This window comes from Sorangium sp. So ce145 (assembly GCF_051525985.1).
GTDB classification, from domain to species: Bacteria; Myxococcota_A; Polyangia; order Polyangiales; family Polyangiaceae; genus Sorangium; species Sorangium cellulosum_B.
On the sequence record NZ_CP150315.1, the window covers coordinates 9,519,170 to 9,542,791 of the forward strand.

At 72.2% G+C, this 23,622-nt stretch carries 18 protein-coding genes; 13 read left to right on the forward strand and 5 right to left on the reverse strand.

Annotated features, from left to right (window positions below; genetic code table 11):
- A complete protein-coding gene (gene rpsR / locus WMF34_RS35230) occupies positions 1-321 on the forward strand; it encodes a 30S ribosomal protein S18 (RefSeq protein ID WP_012239546.1) in 321 nt (106 codons plus the stop codon).
- 10 nt (positions 322-331) lie between these two features.
- Positions 332-784: a 50S ribosomal protein L9 gene (rplI, locus tag WMF34_RS35235; protein ID WP_012239547.1), complete on the forward strand. Its 453-nt coding sequence runs from the start codon at positions 332-334 to the stop codon at positions 782-784.
- 148 nt (positions 785-932) lie between these two features.
- On the opposite strand, the gene WMF34_RS35240 is transcribed toward rplI, so the two are convergent.
- On the reverse strand, positions 933-1,853 hold the full coding sequence (locus WMF34_RS35240; protein ID WP_437990583.1) for a PfkB family carbohydrate kinase: 921 nt from the start codon (positions 1,851-1,853) through the stop codon (positions 933-935).
- Positions 1,854-2,361: 508 nt separating this feature from the next.
- Here WMF34_RS35240 and dnaB point away from each other — a divergent pair.
- From dnaB to WMF34_RS35255, 3 genes are read left to right on the forward strand one after another with little or no spacing between them, the layout of a single operon-like run.
- The gene (dnaB, locus tag WMF34_RS35245) at positions 2,362-3,864 is read left to right on the forward strand and encodes a replicative DNA helicase (protein ID WP_012239549.1); all 1,503 of its coding nucleotides are present in this window, start codon (positions 2,362-2,364) and stop codon (positions 3,862-3,864) included.
- 15 nt (positions 3,865-3,879) lie between these two features.
- Complete coding sequence (locus tag WMF34_RS35250) at positions 3,880-4,308, forward strand: hypothetical protein (RefSeq protein ID WP_437990584.1); 429 nt, start codon at positions 3,880-3,882, stop codon at positions 4,306-4,308.
- A 44-nt stretch (positions 4,309-4,352) separates the two neighbouring features.
- The gene (locus tag WMF34_RS35255; RefSeq protein WP_437990585.1) at positions 4,353-7,151 is read left to right on the forward strand and encodes a CehA/McbA family metallohydrolase; all 2,799 of its coding nucleotides are present in this window, start codon (positions 4,353-4,355) and stop codon (positions 7,149-7,151) included.
- A gap of 123 nt (positions 7,152-7,274) precedes the next feature.
- On the opposite strand, the gene WMF34_RS35260 is transcribed toward WMF34_RS35255, so the two are convergent.
- Complete coding sequence (locus WMF34_RS35260) at positions 7,275-8,114, reverse strand: hypothetical protein (protein WP_012239552.1); 840 nt, start codon at positions 8,112-8,114, stop codon at positions 7,275-7,277.
- A gap of 709 nt (positions 8,115-8,823) precedes the next feature.
- Between WMF34_RS35260 and WMF34_RS35265 the strand changes: the two genes are divergently transcribed.
- The 4 genes from WMF34_RS35265 to WMF34_RS35280 all read left to right on the forward strand — a co-directional run bounded on the left by WMF34_RS35265 (position 8,824) and on the right by WMF34_RS35280 (position 15,793).
- Positions 8,824-10,743, forward strand: coding sequence for an ATP-binding protein (locus tag WMF34_RS35265; RefSeq protein WP_437990586.1), 1,920 nt, complete (start codon positions 8,824-8,826; stop codon positions 10,741-10,743).
- Between the two features lie 222 nt (positions 10,744-10,965).
- Positions 10,966-11,955 (forward strand): L-threonylcarbamoyladenylate synthase, encoded by a 990-nt coding sequence (locus tag WMF34_RS35270; RefSeq protein ID WP_437990587.1) that lies wholly within the window; start codon positions 10,966-10,968, stop codon positions 11,953-11,955.
- Between the two features lie 317 nt (positions 11,956-12,272).
- A complete protein-coding gene (locus WMF34_RS35275) occupies positions 12,273-13,475 on the forward strand; it encodes a YcbK family protein (protein WP_437990588.1) in 1,203 nt (400 codons plus the stop codon).
- 260 nt (positions 13,476-13,735) lie between these two features.
- Positions 13,736-15,793, forward strand: a complete 2,058-nt coding sequence (locus tag WMF34_RS35280; RefSeq protein WP_012239556.1) for a PrkA family serine protein kinase — start codon at positions 13,736-13,738, stop codon at positions 15,791-15,793.
- 67 nt (positions 15,794-15,860) lie between these two features.
- On the opposite strand, the gene WMF34_RS35285 is transcribed toward WMF34_RS35280, so the two are convergent.
- The gene (locus WMF34_RS35285) at positions 15,861-16,178 is read right to left on the reverse strand and encodes a hypothetical protein (RefSeq protein WP_012239557.1); all 318 of its coding nucleotides are present in this window, start codon (positions 16,176-16,178) and stop codon (positions 15,861-15,863) included.
- A 33-nt stretch (positions 16,179-16,211) separates the two neighbouring features.
- Complete coding sequence (locus WMF34_RS35290) at positions 16,212-16,967, reverse strand: PP2C family protein-serine/threonine phosphatase (protein ID WP_012239558.1); 756 nt, start codon at positions 16,965-16,967, stop codon at positions 16,212-16,214.
- Positions 16,968-17,100: 133 nt separating this feature from the next.
- Here WMF34_RS35290 and WMF34_RS35295 point away from each other — a divergent pair, with 133 nt between their 5' ends.
- Positions 17,101-18,309 (forward strand): FIST signal transduction protein, encoded by a 1,209-nt coding sequence (locus WMF34_RS35295; RefSeq protein ID WP_437990589.1) that lies wholly within the window; start codon positions 17,101-17,103, stop codon positions 18,307-18,309.
- A gap of 82 nt (positions 18,310-18,391) precedes the next feature.
- Here WMF34_RS35295 and WMF34_RS35300 read toward each other — a convergent pair whose 3' ends face one another.
- Complete coding sequence (locus WMF34_RS35300) at positions 18,392-20,791, reverse strand: protein kinase domain-containing protein (protein WP_437990590.1); 2,400 nt, start codon at positions 20,789-20,791, stop codon at positions 18,392-18,394.
- Positions 20,792-20,906: 115 nt separating this feature from the next.
- On the opposite strand from WMF34_RS35300, the gene WMF34_RS35305 reads away from it, so the two are divergent.
- The 3 genes from WMF34_RS35305 to WMF34_RS35315 are packed head-to-tail and all read left to right on the forward strand — an operon-like array spanning position 20,907 to position 23,568.
- The gene (locus WMF34_RS35305) at positions 20,907-21,974 is read left to right on the forward strand and encodes an ABC transporter ATP-binding protein (protein WP_437990591.1); all 1,068 of its coding nucleotides are present in this window, start codon (positions 20,907-20,909) and stop codon (positions 21,972-21,974) included.
- The gene (locus WMF34_RS35310) at positions 21,971-22,777 is read left to right on the forward strand and encodes an ABC transporter permease (RefSeq protein ID WP_012239562.1); all 807 of its coding nucleotides are present in this window, start codon (positions 21,971-21,973) and stop codon (positions 22,775-22,777) included. Before WMF34_RS35305 ends, WMF34_RS35310 begins: the two co-directional genes overlap by 4 nt.
- Before the next feature lie 5 nt (positions 22,778-22,782).
- Entirely contained in the window at positions 22,783-23,568 is a 786-nt protein-coding gene (locus WMF34_RS35315) for an ABC transporter permease (protein WP_012239563.1), read from the forward strand.
- Positions 23,569-23,622: the final 54 nt, after the last annotated feature.

Genomic DNA, 23,622 nt, shown 5'->3' on the forward strand with positions numbered 1-23,622 from the left:
ATGAACGGCCGCAACAACGACATGGGCCGCAACGGCGGCGCTGACTACGACGATCGCGACTTCGGGCGCACGCCCGACCTGAACGCCGACGCCCCCGGGCGCCGCCGCACGGGCCGGAAGCGCGTCTGCCGCTACTGCGCGGACAAGGCGCTGGTCATCGACTACAAGGACCCGCAGGCGCTCAAGTACTTCATCTCGGAGCGCGGCAAGGTCGTCCCGCGCCGCATCAGCGGCAACTGCGCGCGCCACCAGCGCAAGGTGACCCTCTCGATCAAGCGCGCGCGCAACATCGCGCTCTTGCCGTTCACCGTCACGGCGTAGGAGGTCGATCATGGCAACCCACATCCATGTGGTCCTCACGGAGGACCTCCACAACGTCGGCAAGAGCGGCGAGCTCGTGAAGGTTCGCCCCGGCTTCGCGCGCAACTACCTCATCCCGCGCGGCCTCGCGGTGGGCGCCACCGCCGAGAACGTGTCCCGCATCGAGCACGAGAAGCGGGTCGCCGAGTCGCGCGCCGCCAAGACGCGCTCCGAGGCGGAGCAGCTCGCGTCCAAGCTCAACCAGGTCAAGCTCACGATCAGCCGCCCGGTCGGCGAGGGCGACAAGCTGTACGGCTCGGTCACGGCGCGCGACATCGAAGAGGCGCTCGCCGCGCAGGGCTTCAGCGTCGACCGGCGCCGCATCGAGACCGACGCGATCAAGTCGCTCGGCGCCCACCCCGTCGTGATCCGCCTCGCCCCGTCCATCACGGCGTCGGTCGAGGTCACGGTCGCCGCCAAGTAGCGCGGCGCCAGGGAGCGCGGCTCGATCCGCGCTCCCGCGCTTCCCCTCCCCTCTCCCGCCGCCTCCGCGCGCCTCCTTCGGCCGCGCCCCGCGCGCCTCCTTCGGCCGCGCCCCGCGCGCCTCCTTCGGCCGCGCCCCCGCGCCCCCTTCAGCCGCGCTTCCGCCTCACCCACGCCCGCGCGACGTCGTGCCCCCGCGCCACCGCGCGCAGCATGAGCGCCGCGTCCCCCCACCGCGCTCGCTCCTCCCAGACGAGGCTCGCCAGCATCCCGGCGCAGAAGGCGTCGCCCGCGCCCGTCGGATCGTGCGGGCGCACCGGGCGCGGCGCGACGGCGCGCTCGCCCCCGGGGCCGAGCAGGAGCGTCTCCCGCGCGCCGTCGGTGACGACCAGCGTCGCCTCGGGGCGGAGGCGCTCGCGGAGCGCGCGCGCCGTCGTCCCCAGCACGTCGAGATCGCCGGCGCTGCACTTCACGAGGTCCGCCTGCCCGAACAGGCGGAAGCAGCCGCGCACGCCTGCGCCGGAAACCGGCGCGGCGCCGGCCTCCGCGCCGGGAACGGACGCGGCGCGCGCGGCGCGCGGCCACATCCGCGGGCGCGCGTTGACGTCGACCGCGACGGCGCACCCTTCGCGGCGAGCGCTCGCGGCCGCCCGCGCGAGCGCGCCGCTCGCCCCGCGCACCGGCGCGATCCCGGTGAAGTGCACGACCCGGGTCTGCCATCGTTCCGGCAGCGCTGCAGCGAGCGCCTGCGCCTCGCTCTCGCCCTGCCTGTACCCGGCGAAGCGCGCCTCGCCGCGCTCGATCGCCACGAGCATGAGGCCTGTGCGCGCCGCGCTCAGCGAGAGCCGCCCCACGTCGATGCCGGCCGCCGCGACCTCGTCCCTCAGCCCGCGCCCCATCGCGTCATCGCCCAGCGCGGCGCACAGCCCCGAGCGTATCCCGAGCCGGACGAGCGCCGTCGCGGTGTTCACCGCCCCGCCCCCCGGCACACGGCGCAGCAATTTCGCTTGCTCGAGCGGAATGCCTTCGGGCGCATAGAGATCCCACAGCGCTTCACCGACGCAGACCACCTCGGCGGGCTCAATCCTTGTATGGCGTGTTTTGTGATCCACAATGGCGGCTCCCCGCGATGGCTCACGCCGAGGCGCGAAGCGTCATCGCAGCTGAGTCAAGCGCGAAAAGAAATCGCGATGAGACCGGGGTTGCTCAATTTCCATACCTCGCCGTCGGCGGCGGCGCCTCGCCGCGAGGACCCTCGGCAGCGACCGCCGAGGAGGCCTCCGCGAAAGCGTCCGAGCAAGCGTTCGAGCCTGCTTCCTCGCAAGCCTCCGATCATGCCTCCGACGATGGAAGAGCGCCCCCTCGACGTGGAACCTGCATTGGGATGCCGACCGCACGAACGCTCACTGCAATGCAAACAGAAACCCTTCTCAGGGCTGCCCATGTTCTGGTAGACGGAAATCGACCCTGCACCCGACGCCCCGGAGGAACGTTTCCCCTCCGGGGCGTCGCCCATTTCGGCACCTGTGGAAAAGCTCGGGGCGGGATGGGGGGAATCGGTGGGGAGGAGAAGCACGGATGATGAGAATGATGGAGCGCCGCGGCCAGCGGCCTCAGAGGATCGAGCCTCCCATCGTCGCCGGACGCGTGCCGCCGCACGACCTCGACGCCGAAGCGGCGGTGCTCTCCGCCATCCTGCTGCACCGCGACGCGCTCGATCGGGTGCTCGAGATCCTGAAGGCGGACCACTTCTACAGCGAGGCGAACAGCCGCGTCTATGAGGCCGCGCAGGAGCTCGCGGCCGCCGGCACGCCCATCGACATCGTCTCGGTCGCGTCGTGGCTGCGCGACCGGGAGCGCCTCGCCCAGGTGGGCGGCGCGGCGTACCTCGCCCAGCTCGCGGACGCGACGCCCGCGGTCGCGCACGTCGCGGCGCACGCGCGGGTCGTCTACGAGAAATGGCGCGTGCGGCAGCTCATCGCCACGTGCCAGCGCGTCGCGGCCGAGGGGTACGGCGACGTCGGGGTGGTGCAGGAGTTCATCGACGGCGCGGAGCAGGCGGTCTACCAGCTCGCGCGCACGCCCCAGGGGACGGCGACCCAGCCGATCGCCCAGGTGCTCAAGGCCGCGTTCGAGCAGATCACCGCCGCCGCGGAGCGCGGCGACCGGATCACCGGCATCTCGACCGGGTACGAGAAGCTCGACGCCAAGACGGCGGGCCTGCACGACGGCGACCTCTCGATCATCGCCGCCCGCCCCGGCATGGGCAAGACGTCGTTCGTCCTGAACCTCGCCGTGAACGTGGCGTCGCCGCGCACGGTGAGCTCCCCCGGGCCCGACCAGTCGGGGCACGGCATCGAGCGGCACGACCCCGGCTTCGGCGCCGCCGTCTTCTCGCTCGAGATGCCCCGCGAGCAGCTCGCGACACGTATGGTCTGCAGCGAGGGCCGCGTCGACGTCGGCAAGCTCCGCCAGGGCTTCCTCCAGCCCGACGACTGGCGCCGCCTGACCGAGGCCGCCTCGTTCCTGTCCACCCTCCCCATCTGGATCGACGACACGCCGGCCATCACGCTCCTCGAGCTGCGCGCCAAGGTGCGGCGCATCCAGGCCGAGTACGACCGGCCGCCCAGCGATGGCAACTCGGGGCGGCGCATCGGGCTCGTCGTCATCGACTACCTGCAGCTCATGAAGGGCCGGGACGGCGTGGCCAGCCGCGAGCAGGAGATCAGCGAGATCTCCCGCGGGCTCAAGCAGCTCGCGAAAGAGCTCAAGGTGGCGGTCATCGCGCTCTCCCAGCTGAACCGCGCCGTCGAGACCCGGACCACCAAGGACAAGCGCCCTCAGCTGTCGGACCTCCGCGAGTCGGGCGCCATCGAGCAGGACGCCGACAACATCATCTTTATTTACCGCGACGAGTACTACAACCCGGAGACGACCAACCACAAAGGCATCGCCGAGATCATCGTCGCCAAGCAGCGCAACGGGCCGACGGGCAAGGTGCTCACGCGGTTCACCTCGTCGTGCACCCGGTTCGACAACCTCGCGCCCGGCGACTACCCGGAGATGGTCGACGACGAGTAGGCTGCGACGCACGCCATGTCCGCCTGGTACGTCCCTGCCCTGCTCGCCGCGCTCTGCATGGCCGGTCACTACCTCATGCTGCGCGCGGCGGCAGGCCGGATCGGAGACGTCCTTGGCGCGCTGTGCCTCGAGGGCACCGCGGCCGTCGGGATCCTCGTCTTCTTCCTCATCCGCCCGGGCGCGGAGACGCCTCCGTCGGCCCCGGGGGTGCTCTGGGCCTGCGCCGCCGGCCTGTGCATCAGCGGCGTCGCGACGCTCACCTTCATGGCGCTCCGCATCGGCGGTCCGGTGACCGCGACGGGGCCGATCGTGTTCGCCGGCGGCATCGCGATCGCCGCGCTCTTCGCGCCGCTGCTCTTCGGCGAGGTGTTCACCGCGCGCCGCGCGCTCGGCGTCGGCCTGGGGCTCGCCGCCCTCTTCGTCCTCGCCACCGAGCGCTCCTGACCCAAGGCGCGCCGCGGCCGCGCATCGGAGTCGGAAGAGGATCGATGACCCGCTCGCCCGAGTGCCCCCGCCCCCCCAGAAGCCCCGCGGGGCGCGCGGCGCGCCGCGCCCTCCGCTCGGCGCGCCTCTTCGCGCTCGCGCTCACGTCCGCGACCTGCGCGCCGCCCGTGCAGGGCGGCAGCGTCGTCGTGTCCTCGGGCGCTGTCGAGCGCCTCGGCATGCTCTGCCGGTGGGGCCGCGGCGGCGGGGAGCAGGGCGATCTCTGCCCGAGGGACGGCGGCGCCGCGCGGCCGGCGCGCGTCCGGCGGATCACGGGGCCCGCGGACGCGCTCTCCGGTCCGCTCGCGGCGGGGCGGCCCGGCGACTACGTGCTCGAGAACGACGAGATCGCCGTGGTCGTCGATCAGCCCGGCCCCGGGGCTGGCCTCGCCGAGAGCGGCGGCAACCTCATCGACGCGGCGGACGCGCGGGCGCGCCGCGACGAGCTCGGGCAGATCGTCACGCGGCTCGGCGCGCCGCCGCGGCAGGTGATCTATCGCGACATCACGACGGGCGGCAGCGAGGACGGCGCCGCCTGGATCGAGGCGCGCGGCGAGGTGCGCGGGCGCGATCTCGCCGGCGGCGCGCTCTCCGTCACCACCCGCTACACGCTCCGGCCGCGCGACCGGGCGGTCATGATCACGACGTCGCTCCGGAACGACGGCGACCGCCCGGTCGAGGCGCTCGACCTCGGCGACGTCGTCCACTGGGGCGCGGCGGAGCACGTCGCGCCCGGCATGGCCCCGGGGCTCCGCGGCGAGCACGAGGCGCCGTACCTGGCCGGCGTCGGGGCCGGCGTCGCGTACGCGCTCGCCCCGGTGGACGGCGCGGCGGTCCGCGCGCGGAGCGGCGAAGGCTTCAGCGATGTGACGTTCGCTCGGCAGGCCGCGCTGCCGCCCGGCGGGCGCGCCGCGTACCAGCGGATCCTCGCGATCGCGCCGCGCGGCGACGCGCTCGCCGTCGCGACGGAGCTCTTCTTTCTCGGCGGCGGCGCGCCCGGCGGCGTCGCGCTCGAGCTCGTGGACGGCCGCGGCGCGCCGCTCCCGCCCCTCGCCGGCAAGGCGACGCTGACGCCGATCGCCGAGGACGGCGCCGCGCCGCCCGCCGCCGCGCTCGATCTGTGGCTGCGAACCGGCGATGGCGCGCCGCTCGCCGCCGAGGCGCCGCCCGGCCTCTACCTCGTCGGCTTCGAAGGGAGCGGCCGCCGCGCGCTGGGGGGCGCGCGGATCCGGATCCGCGCCGGCGAGTTCGCCCCCGCGCGGCTCACGCTCTCCGGCGCCGGCCGGCTCTACCTCGGGGTGCGCGAGGGCGGCGCCTCCGCGCCCGCCGCGGACCCCGATCCCCTCGGTCCGCTCGCGCCGGCGAAGGTCAGCCTCTTCGACGCCGCGACCGGCAAGGCCCTGTCGCCGCCCCGGCTCGCGCTCCTGGGCGAGCTCGATGCCGCCCTTCCCCCTGGGCGAGTCCGCGTCGTCGCATCGCATGGCCCCGAGTACGCGCTCGCCGAGGCGACGGTCGACATCGCGGACGGCGGAACGTCGCGGCTCGATCTCACGCTGGAGCGGGTGGTCGACACGTCGGGCTACATCGCCTGCGACCTCCGGCAGCACACGGCGCGGAGCGCCGACGCGGGCGTCTCCTCGGCCGCGCGGCTCGTCTGGAACGCGGCGGAAGGCGTGGAGTGCGCGGTGGCGAGCGAGCACAACCTCGCCTCGGATCTCCAGCGGGACGTCGCCGCCCTGCGGCTCGAATCGCGGCTGCGCATGCTCCCTGGCGTGGAGCTCACGAGCGGCCGGAGCGGCGCCGGGCTCGGGAGCCTCGGCGTGTTCCCGCTCGGCAGGGAGGCGGCCGCGCCCCGCGAGGGCGCGCTGCGGTGGGTCGACGAGACCGCGAGCGAGATCCTCCGCGAGGTGCGCGCGCTGCCCGGCGAGCGCGTCGTCCAGGTGAGCCGACAGCACGGCGGAGGCTCACCGCTGCACGGATCCGGGGCGCCGCGGGCCGCGCCGGATCAGGGCCCGAGCCTGCTCGCGCAGATCGTCGGAGACGGCGCCGATGCCGTCGAGGTCTGGACCGGGCGCGACGCGGCCGCGCGGGACCGCGCGCTCGAGGAGCTCTGGGCGTTGCTCCGCGCGTCCCACCCGGTCACGCCGACGGCGACCAGCGACAGCCACGGGCTGCACGGCGCGGAGGCGGGTTATCCGCGCACCTACGTCGCCGTGGCCGACGATGATCCTGGCCGGCTCGACGTGGCTGATCTCGTCGCGGGCCTGCGGCGCCGTCGCGACGTCGTGATCACGAACGGCCCGTTCGTGACGATGCGCCTCGGCGACACCCGCCAGGGCGGCGTCGCCTCGCCGCGGCGCGGGTCCCGCGGCGGACCGCTGTCGCTCTCGATCCGCGTCGAGCGCGCCCCGTGGGTCGACGCGCGCGAGCTCCACGTGCTCGTCGGCGGCGTCGCGAGCGGCGCGCCGATCCCGCTGGAGGGCGCGCGCACGACGCCCGCGGGCGCGCTCCTCGACGAGATCGCGATCCCCATCGTCCTCGGGGCCGGCGGCGGGCGACGACCGCCGCGGCCCGACGCCCGCGCCGGCGCAGCGCGCGGCGACCGCGGGCCCGGGCAGAGCGCGCACGGCGCGATCTCCGTCGCCGAGGACACCTTCGTCGTCGCGATCGTCCGGGGTCGGCGCCCGCTCGAGCCGGTGCTCGCGGGAGACCCGGGCGAGATCCTCCCGTTCGCGATGACGGCGCCGCTCTGGATCGACGCCGACGGCGACGGCCGCTCCCTCGGCCGCGCCGCGGCGCCGTGAGCGCGGCGAGCTCGGTGGCGCGCCCGGCACGGCAGCGCGGCCCCGCGGGAAGGAGGGCAGCACGCGCTGCTGCGAGCCGGCCGGCGGCTGACCTCGCGCGGCGCTCGCGGGGGCTGGCTCAGCTCACGAGCTCGCCGCCCCTCGCGCCGCCTCCAGTCCCCCTTCTTCACCCACCGCCGGCTCCCGCGGCTCCTCCCCGCTCGACCCCTGGCCCGCGGGCGCCCCGCCATACCGCTTTCCGGCCCGCTCCGAGGCCTTCAGCACGGGCCCGCGGATCGTCTCGATCGCCTCGGCCGGCGCGTCGGAGAGCTCCAGGTTGGAGAGCACCGCGGACACGACCCGGAACCATTGGCTGCGCGCCGCCGCGATCGTCGCCTTGGTCGCCGGCGCCGTCCTCTCCTTCGCGGCGAGCTCGTCCCGCCGGTGCTCGATCGCCTCGAGCTCCTTGCCCGTCTTGATCCATCGCTGCGCCGTGTGGAGCAGCGTCGTCTTCCCGGGCGCCGGGATCCCCTTCAGGAACTCGCCGATCGACGGCTCCTCGTCGAGGAGCCGGGCGACACGCGCGGTGTTGCCCGCCTCGGCGGTCGGCGAGGCCTTGATGATGGTGAGCCCCTTCGGGAACAGCTTTGGCTGCACCTGGTCGCAGGTCGCGGCGCGCTCCCTGTCCGGAGGGTCCTCTCCGAGGCAGTGCTCGCGGTGCGCGTCGATGCCCCAGCACACGGCCTTGGCGAGGTGATCGTGGCGCTCGTCGACCCGCGCGAGCTCGTCGTTCAAGGCGTTCATCTCGCCCGACGGCCCCGCCTTGCTCGGGCGCACCGCGAGCACGGCCTCGTGGGACGCGACCACCTTCGGGTGCAGGCCGGCGATCTCGGGGATCGAGAGGAACAGCCGCTTCCGTTGCGCGTTCTCGACCCACGGGGACACGAGCGCGACCATCTCTTCGATCATCAGGTGTTTCAACATCGCGTAGACCTCCTTGACCGGGGTACGGCGTATCCGGCCAGGAGATCGCGGAGCTGGAGAGCCCGTCAAGCGACCCGCTGGTTTGCGACGGCGCAAGACCGATCCGGCCGGTCAGAAAGATGCTGCTCCAGAGGTCACGACCAGCGCCGGCGCTCGTTGCGAGCCCGCGGACAGGTCGCGATCGATCGCGGAGGATCTTTTCGGCCCGGGAACAGGTCCCGATCAAAAGAAATGGATTTTTTCATACAAAAGGCGTGGTCCCGACCAGGCCAGCGGCTCAAGAGGAGCCTCGCGATGGGTGGAGACCACGCGGGGGGCATCCGCACGGAGCGGCCGGAGGGGTCGAGGCCCCTCGGCTGCACACCGGTTGATGCAGCGAGCAGCGCGTGCCTAATACATCGACCGGCTCGCCGAGCGCGGCGGCAAGCGGGCGATGCTCCTTGCCTCGGTGATCATGGCGACGAGCTTCATCCTGCCTTTGCACGCCGGGCACTCGAGCACGTCGACGGCAAACGTGCAGCGAAACAGCTCGGCGCGGTTTGTCGAAGGCGCGATAGCCGCTGCGCTTTGGCACGCCCGAGATGGCCGACGAGCGAAGGTCTGGGACGTTCGACCTGCTCAGGCGCTCCGCCTGGCGTCCATAGCCGGGGGCTTGTGGATGGGGTAGTGTGCGCATTGCCCGAGGATCGGGCGCTCACGAGGAGCTCGCATGGCCATCCGCCGCAACTTCGACATCCGGAACCTCGTTCGCGAGCTCGCCGAGAACAAGGTGAGCGCGCTGGAGATCCTTCGCGAAGCGCTCTCGAACGCGAAAGATCACGGCGCGGAGCGGGTCTGGGTGAAGACGGCCAAGGACCAGCGCAACGAGGTGACGGTCACCATTGCCGACGACGGCGAGGGCATGGACAGAGAGCGCCTGGAGGCGTTCTGGGGCGTTGGTGCGTCGGCAAAACCGACGTCGACGCAGCCGATCGGGTACAAGGGGCATGGAACCAAGCTCTTCTTCGACTGCCGACGGCTCTCGGTCGCCACTCGCACCAGCCCTTCCGATCCCTGGTGCGCAACCACGCTCGACATGCCATTCGAGAGGGCCGAAGCTGATATTCCCGAGCACGCCCTGGGGCCCGAAGATCTCCTTTACCAGGAGATCGAGGAGATCGGGCTCCAGGAGGCGACCGGCACGATCATCCTCATCGAGCAAGTTCGTTTCGAGGATCGGGCCGAGCTGCTCAACCGGACGAGGGTGGAATCCTACTGTGACTGGTTCACCGCCGTGGGAGACATCCGCTCCGGGCTCTACGATAGGCGAATTGATTTCCACCGGGCTATCGCGACGCATGATCCGATGCTCGACGACCTGCGGCCGCAGGACAGCGAGATCCGTCCGATCGAGGTCCGACTCCGGACCAACGGGGAAAAGGCATACTACCCCATCGGCCTGGGACCGACGAACCGGGACAAGGAGTTCTTGCTGGCCTGGAAGGACGACATCGACGAGTTCAGGAGCCAGCCCGGGCTGCTCGCCTATGGCCACCGCTTCGCAGACACCTACGAGAGCACCGTCGGCGCGACCCGGGTGCGCGACGACACGAGCGCCATCCGGCTCACCTCGCCCGCCAACTGGACGACCGAGGACGGGATCGCCATCGTGGCGCGCGTCGAGGGGCATCGCCGCCAGCTCCAGACCTACATGGAGGCGATGTGGTCGGGGCATCCCGGCATCTACGGCTTCGAGCAGCGCTTCGGCCTCTGGCTGTGCCGAGACTTCATCCCCATCACCCAGCGGAACGATCTGCTACGCAAGGCGCTCGATCGAGCCGCATCTTCCAGGCTCCGGTTCGAGATCACCAACCTGCGAAATTGGAAGGTGTTCATCAACCACCAGAGCTTCCGCCTGACCGCCAACCGGAACGACGTCTCCAACAAGGCGAGCCTCGAGGCGAAGATCGAGGATGCGCTCGTGGCCGTGCTCGAGCAGGCGCTACGGCAGGCCACCTTCCGGGAGTGGGTGGAGCGACTGAAGAGCGCGACCCTCGAGCGGCGCAAGGACCGAGAGATCGCCCAGATGGCGAAGCGGCTCGACGATGTGGAGCAATGGATCGGCCTGAGCTCGAAGAAGGATGGCATCGATCCGATGGAGGTCAGAGGGCTGCCCGAGCTCAGCGAGGATCACTCCCTCCTCCTCAAGGCTCCACGCTCGGAGCAGGAGCTCTTCTATGTGTACGGGCTGATCTCCGGGCGCTTCGAGATGCCGATCCACATCATCGAGTACGACGCGACGGAGGGCGTCGACGCGATCGGCAAGCTCAGGGAGCCGAGGCTGCTGAGCGACAAGAAAGCGCATGTCCGGGTGGAGTTTAAACTGGACGTATCAGCGAACAACCCCATACATCACTTCTTCGAAGCGATCGACGTCATCATCTGCTGGTCGGTCGGACGGGTCGGAGACATCTACGAGGAGAGCTCCGCAGGGATCGGCAAGCTACGGAAGCGGGCGAAGAGCGCGCTCGTGCCCCCGCTCGACACGCATGAGATTGTCCATGAGGTGAACGGACGAGAGCGAGTGATTCCGATTCTGGAGCTCTCGTCGCTCTTCCCGCCGACAGCAGGGCGCCGGAAGCGCGCCTGAGGCGGGCGAGACCGACGCGACGCTGACCGTGGATTACGACTGGCTGGCCGGCGTCGCCGAGCTGGTGAAGAAGCTCATCGCCGCCGCGAGCACGGTCCCGGCGGCCGGCCGCACGGCCGAGTCGTGAGCGCTGGGCGCCCGCACCGCGCGCCCAGCGCCCGGCACCGCGCGCGTCGGTTTTCATTTGCCTCCCGCGCGCCCGGGCAACATGGACCGCGGCGCATGCGAACCGAGCGGCTCGCCGCTGACGCGGCATCCATCGCACGGGCCGCCGAGATCCTCCGCCGCGGAGGGCTCGTCGCCTTCCCCACGGAGACCGTGTACGGCCTCGGCGCGCGCGCCGACGACGCGCGCGCGGCGCGCGGCATCTTCGAGGCGAAGGGGAGGCCGCCCGGCAACCCGCTGATCGTCCACGTCCCCGATGTCGCGTCCGCCCGCGCGCTCGCGGACGGCTGGCCAGCGGACGCCGAGCGGCTCGCGCAGGCGATGTGGCCAGGGCCCCTCACCCTGATCGTCGCGCGCCGGCCCGACCGCGTCGCCGGCGTGGTCGCCGCCGGCGGGCCGACGGTCGCGATCCGCGTCCCCGTCCACCCGATCGCGCGCGCCCTGCTCGACGCGGTCGGGCTGCCGATCGCCGCGCCGAGCGCCAACCGCTCCACCGAGATCTCGCCGACCACCGCCGAGCACGTCGAGAAGAGCCTCGGCGGGCGCATCGACGCGATCCTCGACGGCGGGCCGACCGCCGTCGGCATCGAGTCCACCATCGTCGACGTCACGCGCTCGCCGGCGCGGGTGCTCCGCCCGGGGCACGTCACGGCCGAGGCGATCGCCGCGCTCGTGCCGGTCCAGGCGGCCGCCGGGCTGGTCACCGCCCCGGCCGAGCGCGCCCCGTCCCCGGGGACCCACGCGCGCCATTACGCCCCCCGCGCGCAGGTCGCGCTGGTCCCCGCGCACGCCGTCCGCGGCGAGCTCGCTCGCGCCGCGCAGGCCGGGTCGCGCGCCGGCGCCGTCGAGCACGGCAGCCGCACCGCGACCGGGCCGCACGCCGAGCTCCTCCCCGGCGATCCCGCCGGCTACGCCGCGGCGCTCTACGCCGCGTTGCACCGGCTCGAGGACGCCGGCTGCGACGTGATCGTCATCGCCGCCGTCCCCGAGGATCCCGCGTGGGACGCGGTGCGCGACAGGCTGACGCGCGCCTCCGCGACCCCCTGAGCAAGCGCCGCCACGCTCAGGGCCCGAAGCCCGCCCATCGGGTCACCAACGTGAACGTGGACGTGGACGTGGACGTGAACGTGGTCGTGGTCGTGGTCGTTCACGGCCTACCGTTGACGACCACGACCACGACCACGACCACGTAAACGTTCACGTTCGGATGTAGGAGAACGCGGAGCGAAGCTTGGTTGACGCCCAGGGTTCCCCCCCGGCAGGTGTGTTTTCACCCCCCAAGCTGGCGGTTTGTGGCAAATCAGGGTCGCCCGCCCGCTGGGTGAGCTACCTTCCTCGCCCGACCCGCGCCCCTCGTCGATCCCATGCCGGCAACGTCCCGCGCCGCCATCCCCAGCCTCGCGACCGCCCTCGGCCTCGCTGCATCGCTCGTCGCCGCCCCCCAGCGCGCCGGCGCCAGCCTGCTCGACGAGCCGCCGAAGCGCGCGAGCTTCAACCTGAACGAGACGGTCGCGCCGGAGCTGCCGCTCCTCCGCGCCTTCCACAACGCCGCCGTCGAGCGCCCCGGGCCGTTCCGGCTCTACCTGAGCAGCGCCTACGGGAAATGGCGGCAGCAGCCGTGGTGGCAGCTCGCCTGGGGCGGCGCGCGGCCGGACGCCGCGGACGCGCTCGGCGAGCACGCGCTCGCCTCCCCCGCCCTCGGCTCCACGGCGTTCGCGAGCGCCTGGTCCCCCTTCACCCCCTTCGAGCCGCCCGGCACCCTCCACCTCGAGCCGGCCGCGCCGGCGTGGTTCCGCCAGCTCGATCCGATCCTCGGCCCGCCGGTGCTCGCGACCACGGGGCCGAGCCTCTCCTCGAACGGCTTCGATCTGCTCTGGGATCCGCCGAAGAAGCAGCCGCTCGACTGGCGTTGCCGCAGAGGCCCTGTCCAGTTCGCCCGGTACGGCGGCCAGCACGACGCCTTCGAGCTCGTGCGCTGCGACGGCTCCGTCGCGCCCGGGGCGCTGGATCGCCTGTCGATCATGGCCCGTCCGCCCGACGCGCCGGATCCGGGCGCAGCGCTCCCCGACGAGCCCGACGCCGACACCTGGCAGCGGGCGCTCGAGTGGGTGCCCCAGGTCCGCCTCGTCCACCCGCGCCTGCTCTGGCTGCTCCAGCAGATCGCCGACGCCTTCCCGCGCCGCGGGATCCACATCTTCAGCGGGTACCGGCCGCGGGCGCCGACGACGCGCGACGCGCCGGCCGCGCGCAGGCCGACCTCCGGCACGCACCACAGCCAGCACGCCGAGGGGCGCGCCATGGACATCCTCGTGATGGGCGTCCCGAACACCGCGCTGTTTCAGTTCTGCCGCACGCTCGACGACGTGGGCTGCGGGTTCTACCCGAACAGCAAGTTCGTCCATGTCGACGTGCGCCGCCCGGGCGCCGGGCGCGTCTTCTGGATCGACATCTCCGGCCCCGGCGAGCCGTCGGAATACGTCGACTCCTGGCCCGGCGTCGTCGAGAGCGGCGGGCTCTCCTGGGGAGGCGCGCAGGGGGCGCGCTCCGGCGGGGCCACGCCTCGCTGACGTCGCCTCCCCGCGGTCGCCCTCGCACCTCGCACCTCCACCCGCGCGACCGGCTGCTCCGCCGCGCGCTCCCGTTCCGGATGATGGAGCGCGCCCCGGGGCGCGGTGACTTGCCTCCCCGCGATCGGTGTTAAGCTTGGCGTCTTCCCCCTGGGCGCGCGACGCGAGACGGGGGCGGAGCTCGGCGAGCCGAGATCTGTCCCCCGCACCTCCGGCGGCCAAGGCCGCCCCGCGGTCGCCCTGGAGAAAAAGGGTGCGAAATGGGCGAGTTGCGGACAGGGATGGTTGAGAAGATCGCGGCGATGCAGGACTTCGCGCTCTACCGCGATCTCGCGTGGGAGGGCACGTTCGAAGAGTACCTCCAGATCGTGCGCCAGAACCCGCAGGTGACGCGCAACGCGTTCCAGCGGGCGTACGACATGATCATCCGCTACGGCATCGAGGAGTACACGGACAACAAGAAGAAGCTCATCCGGTACAACTTCTTCAAGGACGAGATGCACGGCGGCGCCGACGCCGTGTACGGGCTCGACATCCCGCTGATGCGGCTCGTCCACGTGCTCCGGGCGGCCTCCGAGGGGTACGGCCCGGAGAAGCGCGTCATCCTGCTGCACGGCCCGGTCGGCTCGTCGAAGTCGACGATCGCCCGGCTCCTCAAGAAGGGCATCGAGCACTACTCGACGACCCCCGACGGCGCGCTCTACACGTTCGACTGGGTGAACCTCGACGACGTCGGCATGGCCGGGACGGAGAGCGCCCGCTTCAAGTGCCCGATGCACGAGGAGCCGCTGCGCCTCGTCCCGCCGGCGTGGCGCGACCGCGCGTTCCGCGAGCTCGGCCTGTCGAGCGCGCAGCACCACGTCCGCACCGAGGGCGACCTCGACCCCGCGTGCCGCTTCATCTTCAACCGCCTGATGGACAAGTACGGCGGCGACTGGTCGAAGGTGATGCAGCACGTGCGCGTGCGCCGCCTCGTGCTCAGCGAGAAGGACCGCGTCGGCATCGGCACCTTCCAGCCGAAGGACGAGAAGAACCAGGACTCGACCGAGCTCACCGGCGACATCAACTACCGCAAGATCGCCGAGTACGGCTCGGACTCGGACCCGCGCGCCTTCAACTTCGACGGCGAGTTCAACATCGCGAACCGCGGCATCGTCGAGTTCATCGAGGTGCTGAAGCTCGACGTCGCGTTCCTCTACGACCTGCTCGGCGCGTCGCAGGAGCACAAGATCAAGCCGAAGAAGTTCGCCCAGACGGACGTCGACGAGGTCATCATCGGCCACACCAACGAGGCCGAGTACAAGAAGCTCCTGAACAACGAGTTCATGGAGGCCCTCCGCGACCGCACGATCAAGATCGATATCCCGTACATCACGAAGGTGTCGGAGGAGATCCGGATCTACGAGAAGGACTTCAACAAGGAGAAGATCCGCGGCAAGCACATCGCCCCGCACACGCTCGAGGTCGCCGCGATGTGGGCCGCGCTCACCCGGCTCGAGGACCCGAAGAAGCACAACCTGTCGCTCGTCCAGAAGATGAAGCTCTACGACGGCAAGGTCCTGCCCGGCTACACGCAGGACACCGTGAAGGAGCTCCGCAAGGAGGCGTCGCGCGAGGGCATGGAGGGCATCAGCCCCCGCTACGTGCAGGACAAGATCTCGAACGCGCTCGTCAACGACCTCGGCGAGGGGACGATCAACCCCTTCATGGTCATGAGCGAGCTCGAGAAGGGCCTCCGGCACCACTCGCTCATCACGAACGACGAGCAGCGCAAGCGCTACACCGAGTGCATCGGCATGGTGAAGCGCGAGTACGAGGAGATCGTCAAGAACGAGGTGCAGCGGGCGATCAGCGCCGACGAGGACGCGATCCAGAAGCTCGCGGCGAACTACATCGACTCGATCAAGGCCTACACCCTGAAGGAGAAGGTGAAGGACCGCTTCACCCGCGAGGACGTCGAGCCCGACGAGCGGCTGATGCGCTCGATCGAGGAGAAGATCGACATCCCCGAGAACCGCAAGGACGACTTCCGCCGCGAGATCATGAACTACATCGGCGCGCTCGCGGTCGACGGCAAGAAGTTCGAGTGGCACACGAACGACCGGCTGCGCCGCGCCCTCGAGCTCAAGCTGTTCGAGGATCAGAAGGACGCGATCAAGCTCCAGACCCTCGTGTCGAGCGTCATCGACAAGGAGACGCAGGAGAAGATCGACATCATCAAGACCCGGATGATCAAGTACTTCGGGTACAACGAGGTCTCGGCGCGCGACGTGCTCGACTACGTCGCCAGCATCTACGCGCGCGGCGACACGAAGTGACCCGTCGCGGGGGCGCGGCGGCGCTCTTGGCAGCGCGCGCCGCGCCGCTCGCCCTCGCCCCCCAAGCTCAGCCTTCGCGCCTGACCTTCGCGAGCTCGCGCTCCCCGTCCCGCCGGAGCTTCGCGATCTCGCGCTCGAGCGTCGCGACCTCGCGCTCCAGCGAGGCCACCGTGCGCTTGAGGTCGCGGACCTCTTCGACAGACGCCAGGCCCATCGCCTTGGCGAACGTCTCCTTCTGCTCCGCGGTGAACGAGGAGACCCGGCCGGGCACGCTCATCGCCGTCATGAACAGCCGCATGAACCGCTCGTCCTGCATCAGCTTCGCCACGTTCGGGTTCGCGGCGAGCCTCATGCCCTCGGTGACCAGTCTGTCCTTCAGCGCCATGCGGGCAGCGTAGCCGACTTTCGCGCCGGCGCGTCAGCCCACCTCGACCAGCACCGCCGTGATGTTGTCCCGCCCCCCGCGCCGATTCGCGAGATCGATGAAGAGGTCGACCGCCAGGTCGCCGCCCTTCGAGGCGATGCTCGCGACCTCCTCCTCGGCGTGGAGATACCCGTGCAGCCCGTCGGAGCAGAGCAGGTATCGATCGCCCTCCTCCACGGCGACGATCGAGGTGTCGACCTCGACGTAGTCCCGGTTGCCGACCGCGCGCGTGATCACGTTGCGGTGGGGCGAGCTCTTGGCCTCGTCCACGGAGATGAGGCCGTTCTTGATCTGCCACGCGATCAGCGTGTGATCCTCGGTCATCTGCACCGCGGTCCCGTTGCGCACCTGGTAGATGCGGCTGTCGCCCACCTGGCCGGTCACGAGCGCGCCGCCGACGATGAGCGCCGCGCTGATCGTCGTGCCCATGCCGCTCTTGTCGCGATCGAGCTCGGCGATCGCGAAGACCATGTACGTCGCCGCCTGGATCGCGCCCTCGAGGATGCGCAGCACGGCGCGCGCCTTGGGCTGCGTCAGCGGCTCGTTCGGATCGCCGATGGCGGGCAGGCCCCGCTTCACCATGCCGTAGATCGTCTCGACCGCCTCGGCGCTCGCGACCTCGCCGGCCGCGTGCCCGCCCATGCCGTCCGCGACGATGTAGAGGCGGAGCTCGTCGTCCCGGAAGAACGCATCCTCATTGGCGCGCCGGTGGCGCCCGACATCGGTGCGGCCAAATGATTGGATCCTCATCGAGCTTGCCCGGTCCTTCGCTCGCCGTCCCGTGAGGAAATCCCCGAGGCGCCGGCGCGACTGTCGCACGATAAACTTCTTGGGTGGGGCCTGTCGAGTGGGCGGAGGCTCGGTTAGGATGGGCGAGCCAGCCATGGCACGAAGCTTCTCCGCGACCTGTGGGCCGGATGGCCTCCTCCAGCACCTGGCGGACCTGCGCAGCGCGGTCCCGTCGCCGTCAGGCGGGGTCGTCTTCGTCTCCGGACAGCTCGCCCAGCGCGCGTCGGGCGTCGCCGAGCTCGTCCGAAGCGCCTGGCGCGGCGTCCCCGCCTGCGTCGTGCCGGCCGCGGGCGTGCTCAGCGAGCGCGGCGAGATCGAGGGGGACACCGGCGCGAGCGGCGTGCTGTGGTCCGGCGGGCAGGTTACCCCCTTCGCGCTGCCCGAGCGCGCCGAGGAGCCGAGCCGCCTCCTGCGCGAGGCGCTCGCCCGCGCCGTCGGCCAGCGCTCCGCGACGGCCATCCTCTTCGCCCGGCCCGGGGCGTTCGCGCCCGAGCGGCTCGAGGCGCTCACCTTGTCCGCGCCGAACGCGTGCCTCTTCGGCGCCGGGACGGCCTCCGGCTCCGCCATCGGCGTGACGTCGCAGGGCGAGCTCATCGAGGGCCCGGCGACGGGCCTCGCCATCACCGGGTTCGCCCCGCCGCTCGTCGACGCCTCGCCCGCCGCCAGGCTGCTCTCCGGCTTCCACCGCATCGACGAGGCGAGCGGCGGCGTCGTGCTCCGCGCCGACGGGCGGCCGGCGCTCGACCTGCTCTCCGCCGCGACCGCCACGCTCGGCGAGCCGCCCAGCGCGCAGCAGCTCATCCTCGCCGCGCTGGCCGACCCGCCGCTCGATTTACCGGCCGCGTTACCGGGCGCGCCGGGCGCCGACCGCGGCGGGCCGCGCGGCGACGCCGCCGAGGCGGAGGCGCTGGATTCCGTGCGTTACGTGCTGCGGCCGGTCCGCGGCATCGATCCGTCGCGGCGGGGGCTCCTGCTCGGCGACGAAGCGAGGCCCGGCGCGCGCCTCGCCTTCGCGGTGCGCGACGCCGCCATCGGTCGCGCCGGGCTCGAGGGGATCGCCCGGCAGGTGTCCCGGAGCGCGCTCGGGTCGGCCCCCCGCTTCGCGCTCTACCTGACCTGCGCCGGGCGCGGCCAGGGCCTGTACGGGACGCCCGACGTCGAGGCGCGCATCCTGCGCCAGCGCTTCGCCGACCTCCCGATCGCCGGCATGCACTCGAGCTTCGAGATCGCCCCCTGGGCCCGGGGCCAGGCCAGGCTCGCCCTCTACACCGGCGTGCTCGCGCTGTTCCGCGCGCCGAGCTGAGCGCTGTTCCGCGCGCCGAGCCGAGCGCTTTTCCGCGCGCCGAGCCGAGCGCTTTTCCGCGCGCCGAGCCGAGCGCCGCGCCTCAGCGCTCGCGGTAGACCGCGACCACCGCGGAGGCCCGCCGCTGCACCGCCGCGTGGACGTCCGCATACCGCGGCTCGTCGCGCAGGGGCGCGAGGACCGGACAGCGCTCGAGCCAGATCAGGTCGAACAGGCCGTCGGCCAGCGAGAGCTCGAGCGCGGTCAGCGCGAGCTCTCGCTGGCCGAGGAAGGCCGCGAACTCCGCCTGGAGCTGCCGGATGAACGACGTGCGCCGCAGCGCCGTGACGGCCGGGCGCTCCCCCTCGACCGGCACGGGCCGGACGTCCGAGAGCCGCCCCTCGATGAGGTCCTCGATCACCTGCGCGAACGGCGCGGGGAGGTCCGGGAAGGCCTCGCTCACGCGCCTCTGAGCGAGCTTCTCGACCACCTCCGGGTCGCGCTGCCAGAGCGCGCGGCGCATCCGCAGGACGGTGTAGCCCGAGCCGCTCCCCACCGTCGGATGCGCCCGGATCACGTCGTCGGCGTCCGACCACCTGTCCAGCAGCGTGTACGCGCGCGCCAGCGCCTGCGCCGCCAGCACCACCTCGGGATCGCGCGCCAGCGCGGACCGGGCGCGCCGCGCGCCCTCCTCGAAGGCGCCGCACTCGAGCAGGATGTGGCCGATGAGGCCCTCCGCCTCGGCGTTGCCCGAGCGGCACGCGAGCGCCGCCTTGAGCTCCCGCATCGCGCCGACCACGTCGAGGCGCTGGAACCGCACCGACGCCATCGCGAGCCGCGCGTCCGGCAGCCCGGGCGCCGCGGCGACGGCGCGCGACGCCGCCTCCGTGGCGAGCTCCCCGCCGCGGTCCGTGAAGAACCAGAAGCGGCAGCGCGCGATCGCGTAGGCCGACAGGATCATCGGATCTTCGGGCGCGCGCGAGAGCGCCTGCTCGAACAGCGCGATCGCCCGCTCCTGGTGCTCCGGCCAGAACCTGCGGTACTCGTGGCGCCCGCGCAGGAACAGGTCGAGCGCGACGGGATCGCTCGGCGCCGTGCGGTTCGGCGCGGCGCCGTCGAGCGTCAGCGCCTCCGCGACCGCCTCGGCCACCTCGTCGTTGATCCGCAGCACCTCCGCCTCGGGGCGATCGAAGCGCTTCGCCCACAGCTGGAACCCGTCGGCGACGCTGATGAGCCGCGCGCTGATCCGCACCGTCCCGTCGCGCCGCCGCACCGAGCCCCCGACGACCACCTGCACCCCGAGCTCGCGCCCGATCTCGCGCGGATCGAGCTCGGGGGCCGAGCGCCGCCCGAGCGCCCCGCGCGGCCTCACCCGGAGGCCCGGCGTCATGGAGAGCGTGTCGACGAGATCGTCCGTCAGCTCCTCGGCCAGGTACGCGTCCGACGCAGGTCCCTGGTTCGCGAACGGCAGGACCACGACGCTCTTGCCGCCGTGCTCGGCCCCCCCGGAGCTCGCCCCCGGGGTCACCCCGGAGACCGCCGTCCGCCCCTGCGGCGGCGTGAACGCCGGCGGCGTCACCGTGGCCGGGCGGGTGAGCGAGGCGAGGTCGTGCACGACGCTCTCGACGGACGGATACCGGTCGCCGCGCTCGCGCGCCATGCAGCGGAGCACCACGCGCGCGAGCGCGTCGGGCAGGTCGGCGCGCCGGAGCCGCGGATCCGGCGGGTCGGCGAAGAGCCGCGCCGCGGCGACGGCGAGCGGCGCGTCGCCCTGCCACGCGCGCTCGCCCGTGAGCATCTCGAAGAGCATCGCCCCGAGGGCGTAGATGTCGGCGCGCGCGTCGACGTCGTCGGCGCCCTGCACCTGCTCGGGCGCCATGTACGCCGGCGTCCCCATGACCGCGCCCAGCGTCTTGCCCGCCTCGCCGCTCGCGACCGCGCGCGCGATCCCGAAGTCGGTCAGGACGACGCGCCCGTCGCGCCCGAGCAGCACGTTGTCCGGCTTGAGGTCACGGTGGATGACGCCGGCCCGGTGCGCGGCGTGGAGGCCCGCGCAGACGCCCTCCACGACGTCCAGCGCGCGGGTCACGCCGAGCCGCCGCTCGCGCGCGAGCAGCGCGGCGAGCGGCTCGCCGTCGACGAACTCCATCGTCAGGAACCGGTCGCCCTCGTGCTCGCCGATGTCGAAGACCCGCGCCACGTTCGGGTGCGTGACCTTGCGCGAGAGCCGCACCTCGCGCCGGAACCGATCGGTCACCTCCGGCGCGACGCTGAGCTCCCGGCGCAGCACCTTGACCGCGACGAGCTCCTCGAGCTCCAGGTCGCGGGCGCGGTACACGCTGCCCATCCCGCCGATGCCGACCAGCCCGAGGAGCTCGTACCGGCCTGCGAGGACCTGCCGTGGGCCGGTCGCGACGGCGTCCGCGGAGTCGGCCGCTTGCCGCGCGCCGCTCGCCGCGAGCGGAAGATCGTGGATCGTGTCGTCCTTGAAGCTCTGCGGCATAGGGGAATTCCGGCGGCCGTTGCCCCCCGCGTCACGAGATTAGCCCACGGGATCGGCCGGTCGAGCGCCGACCGTCGCGGGAGCGCCAGCACGGAGGTGCTAGTCTCCGCCGCCCATGGCAGAGGCGTCGAGCTCCATCGTGGTGGAGTCGCTCTCCAAGACGTACCAGGTCCACGAGCGCGCCGCCGGCTTCTCGGCCGCCGTGCGCTCGCTCTTCCGGCGCCGCACCAAGGTCGTCCACGCCGTCGAGGACCTCTCGTTCTCGATCGCGCCCGGCGAGCGCGTCGGCTTCCTCGGCCCGAACGGCGCCGGGAAGACGACGACGCTGAAGGTGCTCTCCGGGCTCCTCCACCCGTCGGGCGGCAAGGTCGAGGTCGCCGGCTTCGTCCCGCGGCACCGTGAGCCCGATTTCCTCAAGCGGATCACCCTCGTGATGGGGCAAAAGCAGCAGCTGCTCTGGGACCTCCCGCCCGCCGAGACCTTCGCGGTGAACCGAGCGATCTATGGGATCGGCGACGCGGATTTCAAGGAGACCCTCGGTGAGCTGGAAGACCTCCTCGGCATCGCCGAGATCGCGACGAAGCCGACGCGGCAGCTCTCGCTCGGCGAGCGCATGAAGTGCGAGCTGGCGGCGGCCCTGCTGCACCGGCCGGAGATCCTGTTCCTCGACGAGCCGACGATCGGGCTCGACGTGGCGATGCAGCTCGGCGTCCGCGAGTTCATCCGCCGCTACAACGAGCGGCGGGGGGCGACGATCGTGCTCACGTCCCATTACATGGACGACGTGGCGGCGCTCTGTCCGCGGGTCATCGTCATCGACAAGGGCAGGCTGCGCTACGACGGCGACCTCGCGGCGCTCGTCCGCAGCATGCGGCCCCACAAGCGGATCGCGCTGCACTTCAAGAATCCGGTCGACCAGGCGATCCTCGAGCGGGTGGGCGCCGTCCTCTCGCTCGATCCTGGCCACGCGGTGCTGCAGGTGCCGCAGGCGGAGCTGCGCGAGGCCATGTCCTGGCTGCTCGGCCACACCGACATCTCGGATCTCACGGTCGAGGATCCCCCCCTGGAGGAGGTGATGCGCGAGCTCTTTTCGGGCGTGGAGCCCTCGGCGACGCCGGAAGGCGAGCCGGAAAGCGCGCCGGAAGCCGGGCCGTCGGGCTCGACGGGCGGGGCCGCGTCATGAGCGAGCTCGCTCGGGCCGCCCGGGCGTTCCCGACGCTGCTCCGCGTCGGGATCGCGGCCGCGCTCGCGTACCGGGCCGAGATGCTGATCTGGATGCTCACGACGACGATGCCGCTCGTGAGCCTCGCGCTCTGGTCGGCGGTGGCCGCGAGCGCGCCGGTCGGCCGCTTCGGGGCGAGCGATTTCTCCGCGTACTTCCTGGCCATCCTCATCGTCCGGCAGCTGACCGGCTCGTGGCTCGTCTGGGAGATGAACATGGACATCAAGAGCGGCGCCCTCTCGCAGCGCCTGCTCCGGCCCATCCACCCGCTCTTCTCGTACGCCGCCGAGAACCTCGCCGCGCTGCCGCTCCGGGCGGCGCTCTGCCTGCCCATCGCGGTCGTCGCGCTCGTCGCGACGTCGGGAGAGCGGTTCCAGCCGACGGCCCTCGAGCTCGGGCTCTGGGTCCTCTCCCTCGCCGGCGCCTGGGCGATCAACTTCTTCACCATGGCGCTGATCGGCTCGCTGGCGTTCGTGATCGACAGCTCGACCGCGGTGTTCGAGGTCTACCTCGCGGCCTTCATGGTCTTCGCCGGCTACCTCGTCCCGATCGAGCTGTTCCCCTCGTGGCTCGCCGATCTCGCGCGGGTGCTGCCGTTCCGTTACAGCCTCGCGTTCCCTGTCGAGCTCATCACCGGCCTGCTCGACCCGGGCCGCGCGCTCACCGAGCTCGCGGTGCAGTGGGCCTTCGCCGCCGCGTCCGCCGCCGCCGCGCTCGTCGCGTGGCGCGCGGGGGTCCGGCGGTTCTCGGCGTTCGGCGGGTGAGCGGCGTGCGTTACCTCCGGTTGCTCGCGACGCAGCTGCGCGTGTCGATCGCGCTCGGGATGCAGTACCGGTGGGAGTTCCTGCTCGGCGCGGTGATGACCGTCGTGTGGACGGTGGTCGGGCTGGTCCCGCTCCACATCGCGCTCGCGGCCCGGCCGCCGGTGCAGGGCTGGACGTACGAGCGGGCGCTCGTCGTCGTCGGGTGGTTCACGCTGCTCAAGGGCATCCTCGAGGGGGCCGTGAACCCGTCGCTCATCAGCGTGGTCGACCAGATCCGGAAGGGCACGCTCGACTTCACGCTGCTCAAGCCGGCCGACGCGCAGTTCCTCGTCTCCACGGCCCGGTTCGAGATCCGCAAGGTCGCGGACGCCGCGGCCGCGGTGGCGATCTTCGCCTACGCGTTCGCCCAGATGGGGCGCGCCCCCGCGCCTGCTCACGTCGCGCTCGCGCTCTGCCTGCTCGTGACGGCGACGCTGGTGCTCTACTCCATCTGCATCCTGGTCATCTCGGCGGCGTTCTGGGTCGTGCGCCTCGACAACCTGGCCTACCTCTTCAACTCCATCTTCGATTTCGCGCGCTGGCCGGTCACGATCTTCAGCGGCTTCTGGCGCGTCGTCTTCACCGTGATCGTCCCGCTCGGGCTGATGACCACGTACCCGGCGGAGGCGATGCTCGGCACCATCGCCCCGCGCACGGCCGCCGCCGCGGCGCTCGGCGCGCTCACCTTCAGCGCCGTCGCGCGCGGCGTGTGGAAGCGGGCGATAGGCCGGTATACGTCGGCGTCGAGCTGAGCCTCGCGAGGGCTTCCGGCGAGCGGCGCGGTGCGTTAACGTCACACGATTGCC